General features: G+C 73.3%; 12 protein-coding genes. 5 read left to right on the top strand and 7 right to left on the bottom strand.

The window, feature by feature from the left end; translation table 11 throughout:
• The first annotated feature begins 37 nt into the window (after positions 1-37).
• Positions 38-1,387 (top strand): class II 3-deoxy-7-phosphoheptulonate synthase, encoded by a 1,350-nt coding sequence (locus HUT06_RS18325; protein ID WP_176196854.1) that lies wholly within the window; start codon positions 38-40, stop codon positions 1,385-1,387.
• 46 nt (positions 1,388-1,433) lie between these two features.
• Here the strand turns inward: HUT06_RS18325 and HUT06_RS18320 are convergent, their stop codons facing one another.
• The 3 genes from HUT06_RS18320 to HUT06_RS18310 are packed head-to-tail and all read right to left on the bottom strand — an operon-like array spanning position 1,434 to position 4,442.
• The gene (locus tag HUT06_RS18320) at positions 1,434-1,802 is read right to left on the bottom strand and encodes an ATP-binding protein (RefSeq protein WP_240808293.1); all 369 of its coding nucleotides are present in this window, start codon (positions 1,800-1,802) and stop codon (positions 1,434-1,436) included.
• Between the two features lie 44 nt (positions 1,803-1,846).
• Entirely contained in the window at positions 1,847-2,173 is a 327-nt protein-coding gene (locus HUT06_RS18315; protein ID WP_254715250.1) for an STAS domain-containing protein, read from the bottom strand.
• A gap of 43 nt (positions 2,174-2,216) precedes the next feature.
• Positions 2,217-4,442 carry a SpoIIE family protein phosphatase gene (locus HUT06_RS18310; RefSeq protein ID WP_176196852.1) on the bottom strand — a complete coding sequence of 742 codons (2,226 nt, stop codon included), beginning with the start codon at positions 4,440-4,442 and terminating at the stop codon, positions 2,217-2,219.
• Between the two features lie 366 nt (positions 4,443-4,808).
• Between HUT06_RS18310 and HUT06_RS18305 the strand changes: the two genes are divergently transcribed.
• Both HUT06_RS18305 and HUT06_RS18300 read left to right on the top strand, forming a co-directional pair.
• A complete protein-coding gene (locus HUT06_RS18305; RefSeq protein ID WP_254715249.1) occupies positions 4,809-9,035 on the top strand; it encodes a HAMP domain-containing protein in 4,227 nt (1,408 codons plus the stop codon).
• A gap of 85 nt (positions 9,036-9,120) precedes the next feature.
• Positions 9,121-9,756, top strand: a complete 636-nt coding sequence (locus tag HUT06_RS18300) for a two-component system response regulator (RefSeq protein WP_176196850.1) — start codon at positions 9,121-9,123, stop codon at positions 9,754-9,756.
• 56 nt (positions 9,757-9,812) lie between these two features.
• Here HUT06_RS18300 and gltX read toward each other — a convergent pair whose 3' ends face one another.
• Both gltX and HUT06_RS18290 read right to left on the bottom strand, forming a co-directional pair.
• Positions 9,813-11,210, bottom strand: a complete 1,398-nt coding sequence (gene gltX, locus HUT06_RS18295; protein WP_176196849.1) for a glutamate--tRNA ligase — start codon at positions 11,208-11,210, stop codon at positions 9,813-9,815.
• 60 nt (positions 11,211-11,270) lie between these two features.
• On the bottom strand, positions 11,271-11,867 hold the full coding sequence (locus tag HUT06_RS18290; protein ID WP_254715248.1) for a TIGR03086 family metal-binding protein: 597 nt from the start codon (positions 11,865-11,867) through the stop codon (positions 11,271-11,273).
• A gap of 78 nt (positions 11,868-11,945) precedes the next feature.
• On the opposite strand from HUT06_RS18290, the gene HUT06_RS18285 reads away from it, so the two are divergent.
• Both HUT06_RS18285 and HUT06_RS18280 read left to right on the top strand, forming a co-directional pair.
• On the top strand, positions 11,946-12,785 hold the full coding sequence (locus HUT06_RS18285; RefSeq protein WP_176196848.1) for a helix-turn-helix domain-containing protein: 840 nt from the start codon (positions 11,946-11,948) through the stop codon (positions 12,783-12,785).
• Complete coding sequence (locus HUT06_RS18280; RefSeq protein WP_176196847.1) at positions 12,782-13,435, top strand: CoA pyrophosphatase; 654 nt, start codon at positions 12,782-12,784, stop codon at positions 13,433-13,435. The genes HUT06_RS18285 and HUT06_RS18280 overlap by 4 nt, the downstream gene beginning before the upstream one ends.
• Before the next feature lie 30 nt (positions 13,436-13,465).
• Here the strand turns inward: HUT06_RS18280 and HUT06_RS18275 are convergent, their stop codons facing one another.
• Complete coding sequence (locus tag HUT06_RS18275) at positions 13,466-14,227, bottom strand: SDR family NAD(P)-dependent oxidoreductase (RefSeq protein WP_176196846.1); 762 nt, start codon at positions 14,225-14,227, stop codon at positions 13,466-13,468.
• Positions 14,228-14,348: 121 nt separating this feature from the next.
• The gene (locus HUT06_RS18270) at positions 14,349-15,356 is read right to left on the bottom strand and encodes a methyltransferase (protein WP_176196845.1); all 1,008 of its coding nucleotides are present in this window, start codon (positions 15,354-15,356) and stop codon (positions 14,349-14,351) included.
• Positions 15,357-15,435: the final 79 nt, after the last annotated feature.

Below are 15,435 nucleotides of genomic sequence, written 5' to 3'. Positions count from 1 at the left end.
GTTCCGGGCGGGGTGGGCGGTGCCATAGCCTTCTGGGGTGAGTACCTCCGCCGTCACCGGGGACCTCGACGCCTGGCGCGCGCTCCCCGCCCTCCAGCAGCCCGATTGGGACGATCCCGACGAGGTCCGCGCGGTCGCCGCGGAGCTCGCGGCGCAGCCGCCCCTCGTCTTCGCCGGCGAGTGCGACCAGCTCAAGGCGCAGCTCGCGGACGTGGCGCGCGGTGAGGCGTTCGTCCTGCAGGGCGGCGACTGCGCCGAGACGTTCGAGGGGTCGAACGCCGACGCGGTGAAGAACAAGCTGAAGACGCTGCTGCAGATGGCCGTCGTGCTCACCTACGCGGCCAGCGTGCCGGTCGTGAAGATCGGCCGGCTGGCGGGCCAGTTCGCCAAGCCCCGGTCCAAGCCCGTGGAGGTGCGCGGCGGCGTGGAGCTGCCCGCCTACCGGGGCGACGCCGTCAACGGGTTCGCGTTCGACGCCGCGTCGCGCCGCAACGACCCGCACCGGCTGCTGAAGGCCTACCACTGCTCGGCGGTGACGCTGAACCTGTGCCGGGCGTTCACCAAGGGCGGCTATGCCGACCTGCGCCAGGTGCACGCCTGGAACCGCGACTTCGTCCAGCAGAGCCCGGCGGGGCGCCGCTACGAGCAGCTCGCCGGCGAGATCGACCGGGCCCTGACGTTCATGAAGGCGTGCGGGGCGAGCCCCGGCGAGTTCCAGGAGGTGGAGCTCTACTCCAGCCACGAGGCGCTGCTGCTGGAGTACGAGCGGGCGCTGACCCGCATCGACCACCTGAGCGGGCTGCCCTACGACGTCTCCGCGCACTTCCTGTGGATCGGCGAGCGCACCCGGCAGCTGGACGGCGCCCACGTCGAGTTCCTGCGCCACATCCGCAACCCGATCGGGGTGAAGCTCGGCCCGACGACGTCCGGCGACGACGCGCTGGAACTGATCGACCGGCTCAACCCCGACGGGGAGCCCGGCCGGCTCACCTTCATCACCCGGATGGGCGCCGGTAGGATCCGCGACGTGCTGCCGCCGCTGATCGAGAAGGTGCGCCAGAGCGGCGCGCCGGTCGCGTGGATCTGCGACCCGATGCACGGCAACACCTTCGAGGCGCCCAGCGGGCACAAGACCCGGCGGCTGGACGACGTCCTGGACGAGGTGGCCGGCTTCTTCGAGGTGCACCGGGCGCTCGGCACCCACCCGGGCGGCATCCACATCGAGTTCACCGGCGACGACGTCACCGAATGCGTCGGCGGCGGCCACGGCCTCGCCGAGGCCGACCTGCACCAGCGGTACGAGACGGCGTGCGACCCGCGGCTCAACCGGGGCCAGTCGCTCGATCTCGCGTTCATGGTGGCCGAGCTGTACCGCAAGTCGGCCTGACCGCTCCCGGGCCCGTCCGGCCGTGCCGGGCGGGTCCGGGTCCGGGTCAGATGTCGACCTCGGCCCACACGACCTTGCCGCCGGTCACCGGGTCGGCGCCCCAGGAGTTGGCGAACCGGTCGACGATGAACAGGCCGCGGTGCGACTCGTCCAGCGGGCCGGGCACGGTCAGCCGGGGCAACTGGGCGGCGCGGTCGCGGACCTCGACGCGGACGCGGCCGGTGCCGCGCAGCAGCCGCAGCTCCAGGGCCGTCCCCGCGTGCCGGACGGCGTTGGCGACGAGTTCGGCCACGATCGCGGTGACGAGTTCCTCGCGGTCCATCAGCGCCCAGGTGCGCATGGTGCGGGCGGCGAGGCGCCGTGCGTACTCGACCGCCTCGGTCTGCGGCGCCGCGCGCAGTGTGGTCTCGGTCATCGGGTCGGTCACTCCGCCCGCTCGCCGTTCTTCATCGCGTTCACTCACCGCTCATCGGCCGCCGCCTCCTCCGCCGGGTCCTCGATCAGGAACCGGTCGAGCCCCGTGGTGCGCAGGACGTTCTCGACGCGGCCGTAGGCGCCGGTGACGGTCAGCGTCGCGTTCTGGGCGCGCGCGTGCTTGTACGCCCGGACGAGGACGTTCAGACCGGAGGAGTCGCAGAAGTCCACCGCCGCGAGGTCGACGACCACCGCCCGCTCGCCCGCGTCCACGAGCTCGGTCAGCCGAGTGCGCAGCTCTTCGGAGGAGTGCAGGTCGATGGAGCCGCGCGCGGCGATCGTCGCGCGGCCGTCCTGTCGTGTCGTGTGCAAGGCAAGCCCCACGCCACCCCACCTTACCGATTGTTGGTCTCCATCATGACGCCCGTAGAACGATGAGGGCAATGTCGTCATTCGACGGCTCCGGGCCGAAATCGCGCACCGCGCGCTGGATGCGGGCGGCGACGGCGCCCGCGCTGAGCCCGGTGCACCCGGCCAGCAGCCGTTCGAGGCCGTCGCCGTCGCCGAGCAGCCGGCTCCCGGAACGGCGTTCGGTGACGCCGTCGGTCACGCAGAGCAGCACCTCGCCCCGGCGCAGGTCGACCGTGTCCGTGTGGAAGTCCACACCGTCGAAGACGCCGAGCAGCGCCTGGGCCGTGGCCGCCTCGCGCACGCCGCCGTCCGGGTCGAGGACGAGCGGGAGCGGGTGGCCCGCGCTCGTCAGCCGGATCCGCACGCCGTCGGGGCGGCGGGTCGCGATCTCGCCGTGCAGCAGGGTGAGCAGCCGGCCCCGCTCGCCCTCGCCGAGGATGAGCCGGTTGAGCCGGGCCAGCACCCCCGGGACGGACATGTCCTCGGCGGCGAGGATGCGCAGCGCGTGCCGGGCGAGGCCGGTGACGGCGGCCGCCTCGGGGCCGGTGCCGCACACGTCGCCGATCGCGAACCGCCAGCGGGACGCCGACGCGGGGCCGCCCGGGCCGGGGCCGCTCTCGAACACGTCGTAGAAGTCGCCGCCGACCTCGCTGCCCTCCCCCGCCGGCTCGTACACGACGGCGACCTCCAGGCCCGGGATCTCGGGGATGCCGGGCGGCAGGAGGCTGCGCTGCAGGGCGCTGCTCATGGCGGTCTGCGCGGAGAACAGCCGCGCGTTGTCGACGGCGAGGGCGGCGCGGCGGCTGAGCTCCTCGGCCAGCTCGATCGCGCTGCGCGGGAAGCGGTCGCCGGGCGGGCGGCCGATGACGATGGTGCCGATGCGCCGACCGCGGGCGATCAGCGGGAAGGCGTAGACGTGGTCGGCGGCGGTGTCGCCGGCGGCGGCGCGGACCTCCTCGGGGGCGGTGGCGAGGCCGTTCCAGGAGCCGGGGCCGTCCATCGGCGGGGCGGCGCCCGCGTGCTCCAGCAGCTCGCGGAGCCCGTCGGCGCGGTTCTCGTCGGCGTGCCACACGTAGGCGAGCCGGTCGGGCTCGCCGTCGGCGACGGTGTAGACGGCGCACCAGGTCGCCAGCCGGGGGACGACGAGCTGGGCGACCAGGGCCATCGTGCGCTCCTGGTCGAGGGTGCCGGCGAGCAGGTCGCTGGCCTCGGCGACGAAGCTGAGCCAGCCCCGCCAGGAGCGTTCCAACTCCCCCACCCGGGCCTTCTCCAGGGAGAGCGACATCTCGTCGGCGAGCCGGCCGAGCCGGACGCCGTCGGCCTCGCCGAAGCGGCCGGGGGCGGACGAGACGGCCACCACGACGCCCGTGAGGCGGCCCTGGGACTCCAGCGGCGCGGCGGCCACGGAGCGGGCCTGCAGGGCCGTGGCGGTCGGGTCGCCCTCGGCGGCGACCCACGGGGAGCCGGCGCGGGCGGCGGGGCCGAGCCCGGCCACCGACAGCTCGCCGAGCGGCAGTTCCGCGGCGGTGCCGGCGGACGAGCCCATGATCATGCGGCCGTCGCGCTCGGTGAGCAGGACGGCGGCGCCCTCCGCGCCGAGGATCTCGCGGACGGTGGCGACGCCGTCCTCCATGGCCTCCACGGCGGCCGGGGAGCGCAGGAGGCGGTCGCCCGCGACGGGCATGTCGCCGACGTCGCCGCTGAGGCCGCCCTCGCGGCCCTGGGCGCCGGCGGCCTCGCGGGCCTGCTCGCGCTCGCGCGGGCCCCGCTCGCGCGTCTGCGGGCCGCGGACGGGGGCCTCGGCGTGGGCGGTGCCGGCGTCCTCGTTTTCGGCCTCGGCGGGGGCGGCCGCCGCGCCGGGACGGGCCAGCCGGAACCAGACGCCCTTGGTGCGGTGGTCGTAGGAGACGCCCCAGGACGCGGCGAGCCGGGCGATCGACGGCAGCCCGCGGCCGCTGGAGGCGGTCACGCCGGGCATCTCGATGCCACGGGTGGGGTGCCGGTCGCGGACCTCGATCTTGATGTCGCCGTCCTCGAGCCGGCAGGAGACCTCGAAGGACGTCCCGGCGTAGGCGATCGCGTTGGTGGCGAGCTCGCTGGTGGCCAGCACCGCGTCGTCCGCGGCCTCGTCCATGCCCCAGTCGGCCAGCACCTTCCGGACGAAGCGGCGCGCGTCCGCCACCGCCGCGGCGGCGGACGGGAAGGTGGCCGACGCCGTCTGCCGATCCAAACGTCATCCCTTGCTCGAAGCGTCTCTGCCCCCGTCCGACCATCGTGGCAGACGGGTCGGCCGCGCGGCCACGAGAGCCGAGAAGGGGTTTCCGTGACGCGTCCGGCCTCGGTGAACGCTACCCCCCGCCACGACACGACAGACCGTAACACGAAGACTACAAGCGCGGATGCACGGGCATCGGCGTCCGTTCGCGGCAGACCCGCGAACGGGTCCGGGCGCCGCCCGGCGACGTAGAGTACAGGTGCGGCCGGAACAGAGGGCCCAGGGAGGCCGGCCGGAGGCCCGGCGGGAGGGTCCCTTCCGTCCGGGCTTTCGATGAGGTGTCCGGATGTTCGACGATCGCGGGCCAGGAGGATGAAGAGAATGCCGCGTACCGCGTCACGTGCCCGCCCCGGCGGGTACCGCGACACCACGCCGCGCTACAGCGACGCCGACCTCGAGCCGCTGCTGAAGGCGCTGGCCGCCGTGCGGGACGGCAGGGCGAGGGCGGAGCTGGACGTGCCGGGCGAGGGCGCCGTGGCGGAGGCCGCGGCGGTCCTGGAGGAGATCCGGCAGAACGAGCAGGAGCTGGCGTCCGGGCTGAGCCGCGTCCGGCGGGAGATCGGCCGGGAGGGCAAGCTGCGCGGCCGGCTGGTCTCGGGCGGCCTGCGCGGCACCTGGGCGACCTCCGTCGAGGACGCCAACGCGATCATCGACAAGCTCACCGACCTCGCGACCGGGATGAGCCGGGTGGTGGAGGCGGTCGCGGCCGGGGACCTCAGCCAGCGGGTCGAGCTGCGGGTGCGCGGCCGGCCGATGCGCGGCGAGCTGCTGCGCATGGCCAAGTCGGTCAACGGCATGGTGGAGCTGCTCGACCAGTTCACCTGGGAGGTCACCCAGTTCGCCCGCGAGGTCGGCACGGAGGGCCGGCTCGGCGGGCAGGCGCCGGCGCGCGGCATGACGGGCCGCTGGCGGGACGTGACGGCGTCGGTGAACGTGATGGCGGCGCGGCTGACGTCGCAGGTCCGCGACATCGCGGAGGTCACCACGGCGGTGGTGAAGGGCGACCTGACCCGCAAGGTGACGGTGGAGGCGAGCGGTGAGCTGCAGGAGCTGAAGCTCACCGTGAACACGATGGTCGACCAGCTGTCGGCGTTCGCGGACGAGGTCACCCGCGTCGCCCGCGAGGTCGGCACCGAGGGCCAGCTCGGCGGGCAGGCGAACGTGCGCGGCGTGAGCGGCGTCTGGAAGGACCTGACCGACAACGTCAACGCGATGGCGAACAACCTGACCAACCAGGTCCGCAACATCGCGCAGGTCACCACCGCCGTCGCCGACGGCGACCTCGGCAAGAAGATCACGGTCGACGCGCAGGGCGAGATCGCGCAGCTCAAGAACACGCTGAACACGATGGTCGACACGCTGTCGGCGTTCGCGGACGAGGTCACCCGCGTCGCCCGCGAGGTCGGCACCGAGGGCCGCCTCGGCGGCCAGGCGCGGGTCCCGGGCGTGAGCGGCGTCTGGAAGGACCTGACCAACAACGTCAACGGCATGGCGTCCAACCTGACCTACCAGGTCCGCAACATCGCGCAGGTCACCACCGCCGTCGCCGAGGGCGACCTCGGCAAGAAGATCACGGTCGACGCGCAGGGCGAGATCCTGGAGCTGAAGGACACCGTGAACGGGATGGTCGACACGCTGTCGGCGTTCGCCTCCGAGGTCACCCGCGTCGCGCGTGAGGTCGGCACGGAGGGACGCCTCGGCGGCCAGGCCGTCGTGCCGGGCGCCGGCGGGGTCTGGCTGGACCTCACCGACAACGTCAACGCGATGGCGAACAACCTGACCAACCAGGTCCGCGGGATCGCCCAGGTGACGACCGCGGTGGCGCAGGGCGACCTGACCCGCAAGATCGAGGTGACCGCGCAGGGCGAGATCCTGCAGCTCAAGGACACGCTGAACACGATGGTCGACACGCTGTCGTCGTTCGCCTCCGAGGTCAGCCGCGTCGCCCGCGAGGTCGGCACCGAGGGCCGGCTCGGCGGCCAGGCGATCGTGCCCGGCGCCGGCGGCATGTGGAAGGACCTGACCGACAACGTCAACGGCATGGCGTCCAACCTGACCTACCAGGTCCGCAACATCGCGCAGGTCGCGACCGCCGTCGCGCACGGCGACCTGACCCGGCGCATCGACGTCAACGCGCAGGGCGAGATCCTGGAGCTGAAGACGACGCTGAACACGATGGTCGACACGCTGTCGTCGTTCGCCTCCGAGGTCACCCGCGTGGCCCGCGAGGTAGGCAGCGAGGGGCGGCTCGGCGGGCAGGCCGAGGTCGAGGGCGTGTCCGGCACCTGGAAGCGGCTGACCGAGAGCGTCAACGAGCTGGCCGGGAACCTGACCACGCAGGTGCGGGCGATCGGCGAGGTCGCGAGCGCGGTCGCCACCGGCGACCTGACCCGGACGATCACCGTGGAGGCGCGCGGCGAGGTCGCCGAGCTGTCCGACAACGTCAACCTGATGGTCGCGACGCTGCGCGAGACGACCCGCGCCAACGAGGAGCAGGACTGGCTCAAGACCAACCTGGCGCGGATCGGCGGGCTCATGCAGGGCCACCGCGACCTGCTCCAGGTCGCCGAGCTGATCATGCGGGAGCTGACCCCGACGGCGAGCGCGCAGTACGGCGCCTTCTACCTGGCCCAGACGGCGGGCGAGGAGGCCGAGCTGGTGCTGATCGCCGGGTACGGGACGCGCCGCGGCCGGGACGGGGCGGTGCGGTTCGCGCTGGGCGAGGGCCTGGTCGGGCAGGCGGCGCAGGAGCGCCGGCCGCTGCTGATCGCGGACGCGCCCGCCGACTACGTCAAGATCGGGTCGGGGCTGGGCGAGGCGTCCCCGGTCAACATCATCGTGCTGCCGATCGTGTTCGAGGACGAGGTGCTCGGCGCGATCGAGCTGGCCTCGTTCGGCCGCTTCACCGACGTCCACCTGGCGTTCTTCAGCCAGCTGATCGAGACGATCGGGGTGACGCTGAACGCGATCCGCGCCAACGCGCGGACCGAGGCGCTGCTCGGCGAGTCGCAGCGGCTCGCGCAGGAGCTGCAGGAGCGGTCGGACGAGCTGCAGCGCCAGCAGGGCGAGCTGCGGCACTCCAACACCGAGCTGGAGGAGAAGGCGGCGCTGCTGGCCCAGCAGAACCGCGCGATCGAGATCCAGAACTTCCAGATCGAGCAGGCCCGTCGGACGCTGGAGGAGCGCGCCGAGCAGCTGGCGATCTCCTCGCGGTACAAGTCGGAGTTCCTGGCGAACATGTCGCATGAGCTGCGCACGCCGCTGAACAGCCTGCTCGTGCTGGCCAAGCTGCTGTCGGAGAACCAGGACGGCAACCTCACCGGAAAGCAGGTGGAGTTCGCCCGGACGATCCACGAGTCCGGCACCGACCTGCTGGAGCTGATCAACGACATCCTGGACCTGGCGAAGGTCGAGGCGGGCAAGATGGAGGCGCACCCGCAGCGGCTGGCGGTGTCGTCGCTGGTGGACTACGTGGACGCGACGTTCCGGCCGCTGTCGGTCGACAAGGGCCTGCAGTTCGGCGTGGAGGTCGCGCCGGACGTCCCGGCCACCCTGAACACCGACGAGCAGCGGCTGCAGCAGGTGCTGCGGAACCTGCTGTCGAACGCGGTGAAGTTCACCGCGGAGGGCGAGGTCCGGCTGCTGATCGAGCGCGCCGGCGACATCGACTTCACGCTGCCGGCGCTGTGGAACACCCCGGACGTGATCGCCTTCCGGGTGATCGACACCGGGATCGGGGTCAGCGCGGACAAGCTGCAGGAGATCTTCGAGCCGTTCCAGCAGGCCGACGGGACCACGAGCCGCCGCTACGGCGGCACCGGCCTCGGCCTGTCGATCAGCCGGAACATCGCGCGGCTGCTCGGCGGGGAGATCCACGCGGAGAGCCAGCCGGGCCGCGGCAGCGTGTTCACCCTGTACCTGCCCGCCCAGTACAGCGAGCGCGAGGACCGGCGCCGCCCGGAGCCGCCCGCGGACGCGGTCGGCGCCCGGGAGGTCGACTTCGGCGCGGGCGCCGAGCACGGCAACGGCGCCCTGGTGCGCCCGCTCCCCGCCGGGAAGGCCGAGGCGCCGCCCGCCGAGCAGGTGCCCCCGGCGACCGAGCCCGAGCCCGCGCTGAACGGCATGGTGGAGGAGCCCCCCGCGGACTTCCTCGACACCGTCCTGTCGGGCCGCAAGGTGCTGATCGTCGACGACGACGTCCGGAACGTGTTCGCGCTCACCAGCGTGCTGGAGGGCTACGGGATGGAGGTCCTGTACGCCGAGGACGGGCAGGCCGGGATCGATCTGCTGCACCGCAACCCGGACGTGGCGGTCGTCCTGATGGACGTCATGATGCCGGGCCTGGACGGGTACGCGACCACGGCGGCGATCAGGGAGATGCCGCAGTTCGCCGACTTGCCGATCATCGTCATCACGGCCAAGGTGATGAAGGGCGACCGGGAGAAGAGCCTCGCCTCGGGCGCGTCGGACTACGTGCCGAAGCCCGTGGACGTGGACCATCTCCTCGACGTCATGAGGAACTGGCTGCAACCCTCCATCGTCCGCTGAGGAGAGGAGAGACCCGGGCAGTAGGGTCGCCCTGTGGGTCCGTCGCGGCCCGCGGCGGCGGGGGACCGGAATCGGAGAGGCGCGCGTGGACGACAAGGCGAAGATCCTGCTCGTGGACGACCGCGAGGAGAACCTGATCGCGCTGGAGGCCATCCTCAGCTCGCTCGACCAGGACCTGGTCCGGGCCCGGTCCGGTGAGGACGCGCTGAAGGCGCTGCTCACCGACGAGTACGCGGTCATCCTGCTGGACGTCGTCATGCCGGGCATGGACGGCTTCGAGACGGCCCGCGACATCAAGCGCCGCAAGAAGACCCGCGACCTGCCGATCATCTTCCTCACGGCGGTGAACAGCGACCCCGACTACGCGTTCCGCGGGTACGCGGCGGGCGCGGTCGACTTCATCTCCAAGCCGTTCGACCCGTGGGTGCTGCGCGCCAAGGTGTCGGTGTTCGTGGAGCTGCACACCAAGAACAAGCAGTTGCGCGACCAGACGGTGCTGCTGCGCGAGCAGGCCGCGCTGCTGCGCGAGCAGGAGAAGCGCCTGGACGAGCAGCCCGCCGCCGACGCGTCCGAGCAGACCTGGACCCGCCTGGCGGCGGTGGAGGAGCAGGCCGAGGTGGTCGGCAAGCACGTCCCGCCCGCCCGCCGCGACGACTACGACGAACTGACCCGCCGCCTAACGGACCTACGCCAAGCCCTGAACGGCGAGCAGACGCCTTGACCGGGGGGAACCCTTAACCGACCGACCTCAGCCCGCCACCTCAGCCACGCGCCCCGTTAACCACGATCCAACACAGCTCGTGCGGCGGCGATGCGGGCGAGGGTGCGGTCGCGGCCGAGGATCTCCAGGGACTCGAACAGCGGGAGGCCGACGGTGCGGCCGGTGACGGCGACGCGGACGGGCGCCTGCGTCTTGCCGAGCTTGAGGCCGTGCTCGGCGCCGACGCGCTCCAGCCGGTCCTTCAGCTCGGCGGCGTTCCAGGGGGCGTCCCGGTAGGCGTCCTCGGCGGCGGCGAGGATCGCGGCGGCGGGCTCCTTCATCGCCTTGTTCCAGGACTGCTCGTCGGTCGGCGGCTCGTCCAGGCAGACGAAGTCGATCATCTGGACGATCTCCGAGAGCAGCGCGATCCGGGTCTGGGCGAGCGGCGCGAGCTCGGCGAACACGGCGACGTCCACGTCGAAGGGCGCCTGCTCCAGGAAGGGCAGGCACTCGGCGATGAACTTCTCGACGGGCAGCGCCCGGATGTACTCGCCGTTGAACGAGCGGAGCTTCTTCTCGTCGAAGAAGGCGGGCGAGGAGTTGACGTCCTCGATACGGAACTCGTCGACGATCACGTCCCAGGGCACGATCTCGCGGTCGCCGGACGGGGCCCAGCCGAGCAGCATCAGGTAGTTGCGCATGGCCTCGGCGAGGTAGCCCTCGGCGCGGTAGTCCTCCAACGCGACCTTGTCGCGGCGCTTGGACAGCTTCTGCCGCTTCTCGTTGACGATGACGGGGACGTGCGCCCAGACGGGCGGCTCGCCGCCGAGCGCCTCCCACAGCAGCTGCTGCTTGGGCGCGTTGGACAGGTGCTCCTCGCCGCGTACGACGTGGGTGATGCCCTGGCTCATGTCGTCGACGGCGTTGGCCAGCAGGAACGTGACCGAGCCGTCGGCGCGGGCGATGACGAAGTCCTCCAGGACGGCGTTCTCGAAGACGGGCTTGCCGCGCAGCAGGTCGACGACGGTGGTCTGGCCCTCGTCGGGGGTGCGGAAGCGCAGGGCGCGTCCGGGGCCGGGCTCCAGGCCGCGGTCGCGGCAGAAGCCGTCGTAGCCCTTGTGCTGGTCGCCGGTGCGGGTGACGATCGCCTCGCGGCTGCAGTCGCAGTAGTAGGCGCGGCCGGCGCCCTTCAGCGTCTGGACGGCCTCGGCGTGCTTGTCGGCGTTGGCGGACTGGAAGTAGGGGCCCTCGTACTGCTCGCCGTCCATCCCGAGCCAGGCGAGGGCGCGGATGATGCCCTCGGTCCATTCGGGGCTGTTGCGGGAGGCGTCGGTGTCCTCGACGCGCAGTACGAGCGTCCCGCCGGACTGGGCGGCCATCACCCAGTTGAACAGCGCCGAGCGGGCGCCGCCGACATGGAACATGCCGGTCGGGGACGGGGCGAAGCGTACGCGGATCGAAGAGCTCGAAGACATGCCTCAAGGGTAGAGCGCACGGGCCCCCGCTCGCGCCGGGACCCGCGCGCCGCCGCGGATTCAGGGCCTCCAGCGCGGGTCGCGGCCGGCCAGGCCGAGGACCCGGTCGAGCAGGGGGGCGTCCTCCGCCACGGGCACCTCCGGCCCGAACGCGCCGTACCGGCGGCTGACGTCGGCCATCGCGAGGGTCTGCTCCCAGGCCGCCTGGACGGTCTCGGGCGGGAAGGCGGGCTCGCGGCCGGTGGCGACCGCCAGGTCCCAGCCGTGCACGATGCCTTCGACGAACACGATCCCGCCGATGAACCCGGCGGGCATGCCCTCCTTGGCGCCGGTGAGGCTGGTGTTGCCCTCCCATGCGGCGGCGTCCTGCCAGGCCTCGGCGGTCTTGCGGGACTGCTCCTCGAACCGCTCGGCCCAGTGCGGCTCGGCGGTGAAGTCGTGGTCCTCGCCGGGCCCGGTGGGCGGCGCCTTGCGCGCGGCGGCCTCGCCCCGCCCGCTCCACAGGATCAGGTGGTTCACCAGGCCCCGCACGTCCCATTCGGGGCACGGGGTGGGCGCGTCCAGCTTCGCCGCCGGTATCTCCAGGACGATCCGCGCCGCGGCCTCGGCGGCGGGGAGCATCTGGCTCCGGATATCCATGGTCTTTCCTTCGCTCATCAGTTCGAACATACGGCCACGCTAGGACGGAACGCGGCGCGGGTCTTGAAGAAACGCGACATCGGTACCCTGGATCCGGTGGACCGATCCCTACCTGCCGGGACGCGCGGCATCCTGCACCCCCGGACGGGCCTGGAGCGCTTCGCCGTGGAGCGGATCGCGCCCCGCCCCGCGCTCGCCCCGTTCGTGGCGGACTTCTGGGTGCTGCGGTGGGATCTGCGGGGCCGGCCGCCGCATCGGCAGCAGGTGCTCACGCGCCCGTCCGTGCACGTCACGTTCACGAGTTACCTGACGTCCGGGGCGACGCGCGCGCGGATCGCCGGCGTGGTGCGGGACGAGTTCGTCGAGGAGATCCACGGGGAGGGCCGCGTGATCGGGGCGGCGTTCCGGCCCGGCGGGTTCAGGCCGTTCTTGGACGGGCCGGTCGCCTCGCTGACCGGCCGCTTCGCGGGGGTGGACGAGGTGTTCGGCGCGGCGGGGCTCGCGCTGGCCGGGGAGGTCTTCGCGGCGGCGAGCGCCGAGGCGGGCGTCGCCCGGCTGGAGGAGTTCCTGGCGGCGGCGGCTCCCGAGCCCGACCCGTCGGCCGAGCGGGCCGCCTCGGTGGTGGCGCGGATCGCGGAGCGCCCCGGCCTCGTCCGGGTGGACGAACTGGCCGCCGAGGAGGGGTTCAGCGTGCGCGCGCTGCAGCGCCTGTTCCACGAGTACGTCGGCATCAACCCGAAATGGGTGATCCGGCGGTTCCGGATGCAGGAGGCCGCCGAGCGCGCCGCGTCGGGCGCGGCGGTCGACTGGGCGGCGCTGGCGGCCGAGCTGGGCTACGCCGACCAGGCGCACTTCACCCGCGACTTCACCGCGGCGGTCGGGACACCGCCCGCGCGGTACGCCCGCGAGGCGGGTGCTGGCACCATCGAGGCATGACCGTCCCCCACCCCTCCCCCGGAGCCCCCGGCCCCCTCGATGACCTGGACGCCTTCGGGGCGCTCGCGGCCCGCAGGCTCGGCTCGTTCGCGCACACGACGGTCCCGGACGCGCCCGGCCTGCGCCGCGCCGGGGTCGTGCTGTGCGCGGTGGAGCACGGCGGCGTCCCGTCGGTGATCCTGATCAAGCGCGCCTACCGGGGGCGGAACGCGGGCCAGTGGGGGCTGCCGGGCGGGCGGCTGGAGGACGGCGAGACCGCCGAGGAGGCCGCGCTGCGCGAGCTGCACGAGGAGATCGGCCTGGCCGCCGGGCCGGCGGACGTCCTCGGCCGGCTCGACGACTTCCCGGCCAGCTCCGGCTTCGCGATCACGCCGATCGTGGTGGTGCTGCGGGATCCGGGCCCGCTCGCGCCGAGCCCGGACGAGGTCCACTCCGTCCACTACACGAGCCTGCGGCGGCTGGCGGACGACGACACCCCGCACTGGGCCCCGCAGCCGGACGGCGGGAGCCTCCTGCAGATGCGGCTCGGCCCGCGGTGGCTCGTGCACGCCCCGACCGGCGCGATGCTGTGGCAGTTCCGGGAGGTCGTGCTGCTCGGCAGGCCGGCCCGGGTCGCCGGCTTCGCCCAGCCGGACTGGACGCGCAACTGACCCGGGCGCTCGCGCCTCACGGCCGCCGGCTCAGAAGGTGCCGCCGTCCACGACGATGCGCTGCCCGGTGACGTAGGACGCGCCGTCCGACACGAGGAACCGCACCACGTCGGCGACCTCCTCGGGCGAGCACACGTGCCCGTAGGGGGACGCGGCGTCCTGCCGGCGGATGTCCTCGACGCCCGCGGTGGCGCGCACGAGCCGGCGTCCCATGTCGGTGTCGACCAGCCCGGGCGCGACCACGTTGACGTGCATGCCGTTGCCGCGCTCCTCCTTGGCGAGGACCTGCGCGAGCGCCTCCATCGCCGCCTTGCCCATCGCGTAGGGGCCGCCGAACGGCGGCATGATGTCGGTGATCACGCTGGAGACGAACACGATGTCGCCGCGTTCGGCGCGGCGCAGCAGCGGCAGCAGCGCCTGGCTGACGTGGTGCGGGCCGAACGCGTGCACCCGCAGGACCCGCTCCAGCTCGGCGGGGTCGGTGTCGGCGACGGTGTTGCCGCGGCTGGCGATCCCGGCGCTGTGCACGAGGATGTCGAGGGAGCCGAGCTCCTCCTCGACCCGCGCGGCGAGCGCGCGGCAGTCGTCGACGCTGTCGACCGAGGCGCGGAAGGCGTGGCCGCGCGCGCCCGCGGCCTCGATGTCGGCGACGGTCTTGCGGGCGGCCTCCTCGTCGCGCCGGTAGGCGACGCCCACCCGCGCCCCGTCGGCGGCCAGGGCGAGCGCGACGGCCCGGCCGATCCCGCGGCTGCCTCCGGTGACCAGGGCGGTACGGCCGGCGAGAGGACTCATGGGGGCACTCCTTCGTCAGGGGTCGCTTACCACGGTCCATCCTGCACGTTCGCGGTGTCCCGGGGTAAGCGGCCCCCGGCGTGGGCGCCCTCGCGGAGCGCTGGGTCGCGGGCCCGGAGCGCTAGGTCGCGGGCACGGCCTCGATCACGTGGTACGCGGAGGGAGGCAGCGGCCCGGTGAACGAGACGCCGGTGAACCCGGCCGCGCCCAGCAGCTCCCGAAACTCGCCCTCGGAGCGCTCGCGGCCGCCCGTGGCGACGAGCATGTTGAGGTCGTTGCGGACGATGCCGGCCGTCTCCGGCGTGACCATCTCCGGCATCACCTGCTCCAGGACGACGACGCGCGCGCCGGGCGCCATCGCCGCGCGGACGTTCCGCAGGATGGCGAGGGCCTTCCCGTCGCTCCAGTCGTGCAGGACGCTCTTGAGGACGTAGGCGTCCGCGCCCGCGGGGACGGACTCGAAGAAGTCGCCCGGCACGATCTCGGCCCGGCCGGCGACGTCCGCCAGCGTGCCGGAGGCGGCGTCGAGCCCGGCGGGCAGGTCGACCAGCAGCCCGCGCACGCCGGGGTTCGCGCGCAGGATCGCGGCGAGCAGCGTGCCGTCGCCGCCGCCGAGGTCGGCGACCGTCCCGTAGCGGGAGAAGTCGTGGGCCTCGATCATGCCCGGCGCGACCGCGCGGGTGTGCTCGGCCATCGCCGCGTTGAACGTCGCCGACAGCTCCGGGTCGGACGCGAAGTGCTCGAACGACGTGTGTCCGGTCACGCGCTTCCAGGCGTACTCGCCCGTGCGCAGCGTCCCGGTCATGTCGCCCCACGTCCGCCACACCTCGGGGCCGCAGAACAGCCTGATCAGCGCGCGGACCGAGTCGGGCGCGTCCGCGCGGAGGCGCTGCCCCTCGGCGGTCAGGGCGAACAGGTCCCGCTCCTTCTGCTCGACGGCGCCCAGGGTGACGAGGCCGCGCAGCAGGCGCAGCAGGGACGGCGCGTGGGTGCCGGTCGCCTCCGCCAGTTCCCCGCTCGTCCGCGGCCCGCCGGCCAGGGCGTCGGCCACCCCTATCTCGGCGGCCGTGTGCACGATCTGCGCCGGCATGTATCCGAAGGCCGCGTCCAGCAATGGTGATCTCGACATCGTCGGCTCCTTTTCCGTTCGTCCGAGGACGCTACGGACCCCCGCCGCGCACCGTCTTGGACGAATGGAACCTTCCCCG

The sequence above is a fragment of the Actinomadura sp. NAK00032 genome (assembly GCF_013364275.1).
Taxonomy (GTDB): Bacteria; Actinomycetota; Actinomycetes; order Streptosporangiales; family Streptosporangiaceae; genus Spirillospora.
The sequence above is the reverse complement of the archived record's forward strand: the minus strand, read 5'-3'. Positions and strand labels throughout refer to the sequence as shown.

Excerpts from the sequence above, each read along its gene's own strand:
- HUT06_RS18320 (WP_240808293.1), bottom strand. The coding sequence starts at position 1,802 with ATGACCGAGACCACACTGCGCGCGGCGCCGCAGACCGAGGCGGTCGAG.
- HUT06_RS18305 (WP_254715249.1), top strand. The coding sequence starts at position 4,809 with ATGCCGCGTACCGCGTCACGTGCCCGCCCCGGCGGGTACCGCGACACC.
- gltX (WP_176196849.1), bottom strand. The coding sequence starts at position 11,210 with ATGTCTTCGAGCTCTTCGATCCGCGTACGCTTCGCCCCGTCCCCGACC.
- HUT06_RS18290 (WP_254715248.1), bottom strand. The coding sequence starts at position 11,867 with ATGAGCGAAGGAAAGACCATGGATATCCGGAGCCAGATGCTCCCCGCC.
- HUT06_RS18280 (WP_176196847.1), top strand. The coding sequence starts at position 12,782 with ATGACCGTCCCCCACCCCTCCCCCGGAGCCCCCGGCCCCCTCGATGAC.
- HUT06_RS18275 (WP_176196846.1), bottom strand. The coding sequence starts at position 14,227 with ATGAGTCCTCTCGCCGGCCGTACCGCCCTGGTCACCGGAGGCAGCCGC.
- HUT06_RS18270 (WP_176196845.1), bottom strand. The coding sequence starts at position 15,356 with ATGTCGAGATCACCATTGCTGGACGCGGCCTTCGGATACATGCCGGCG.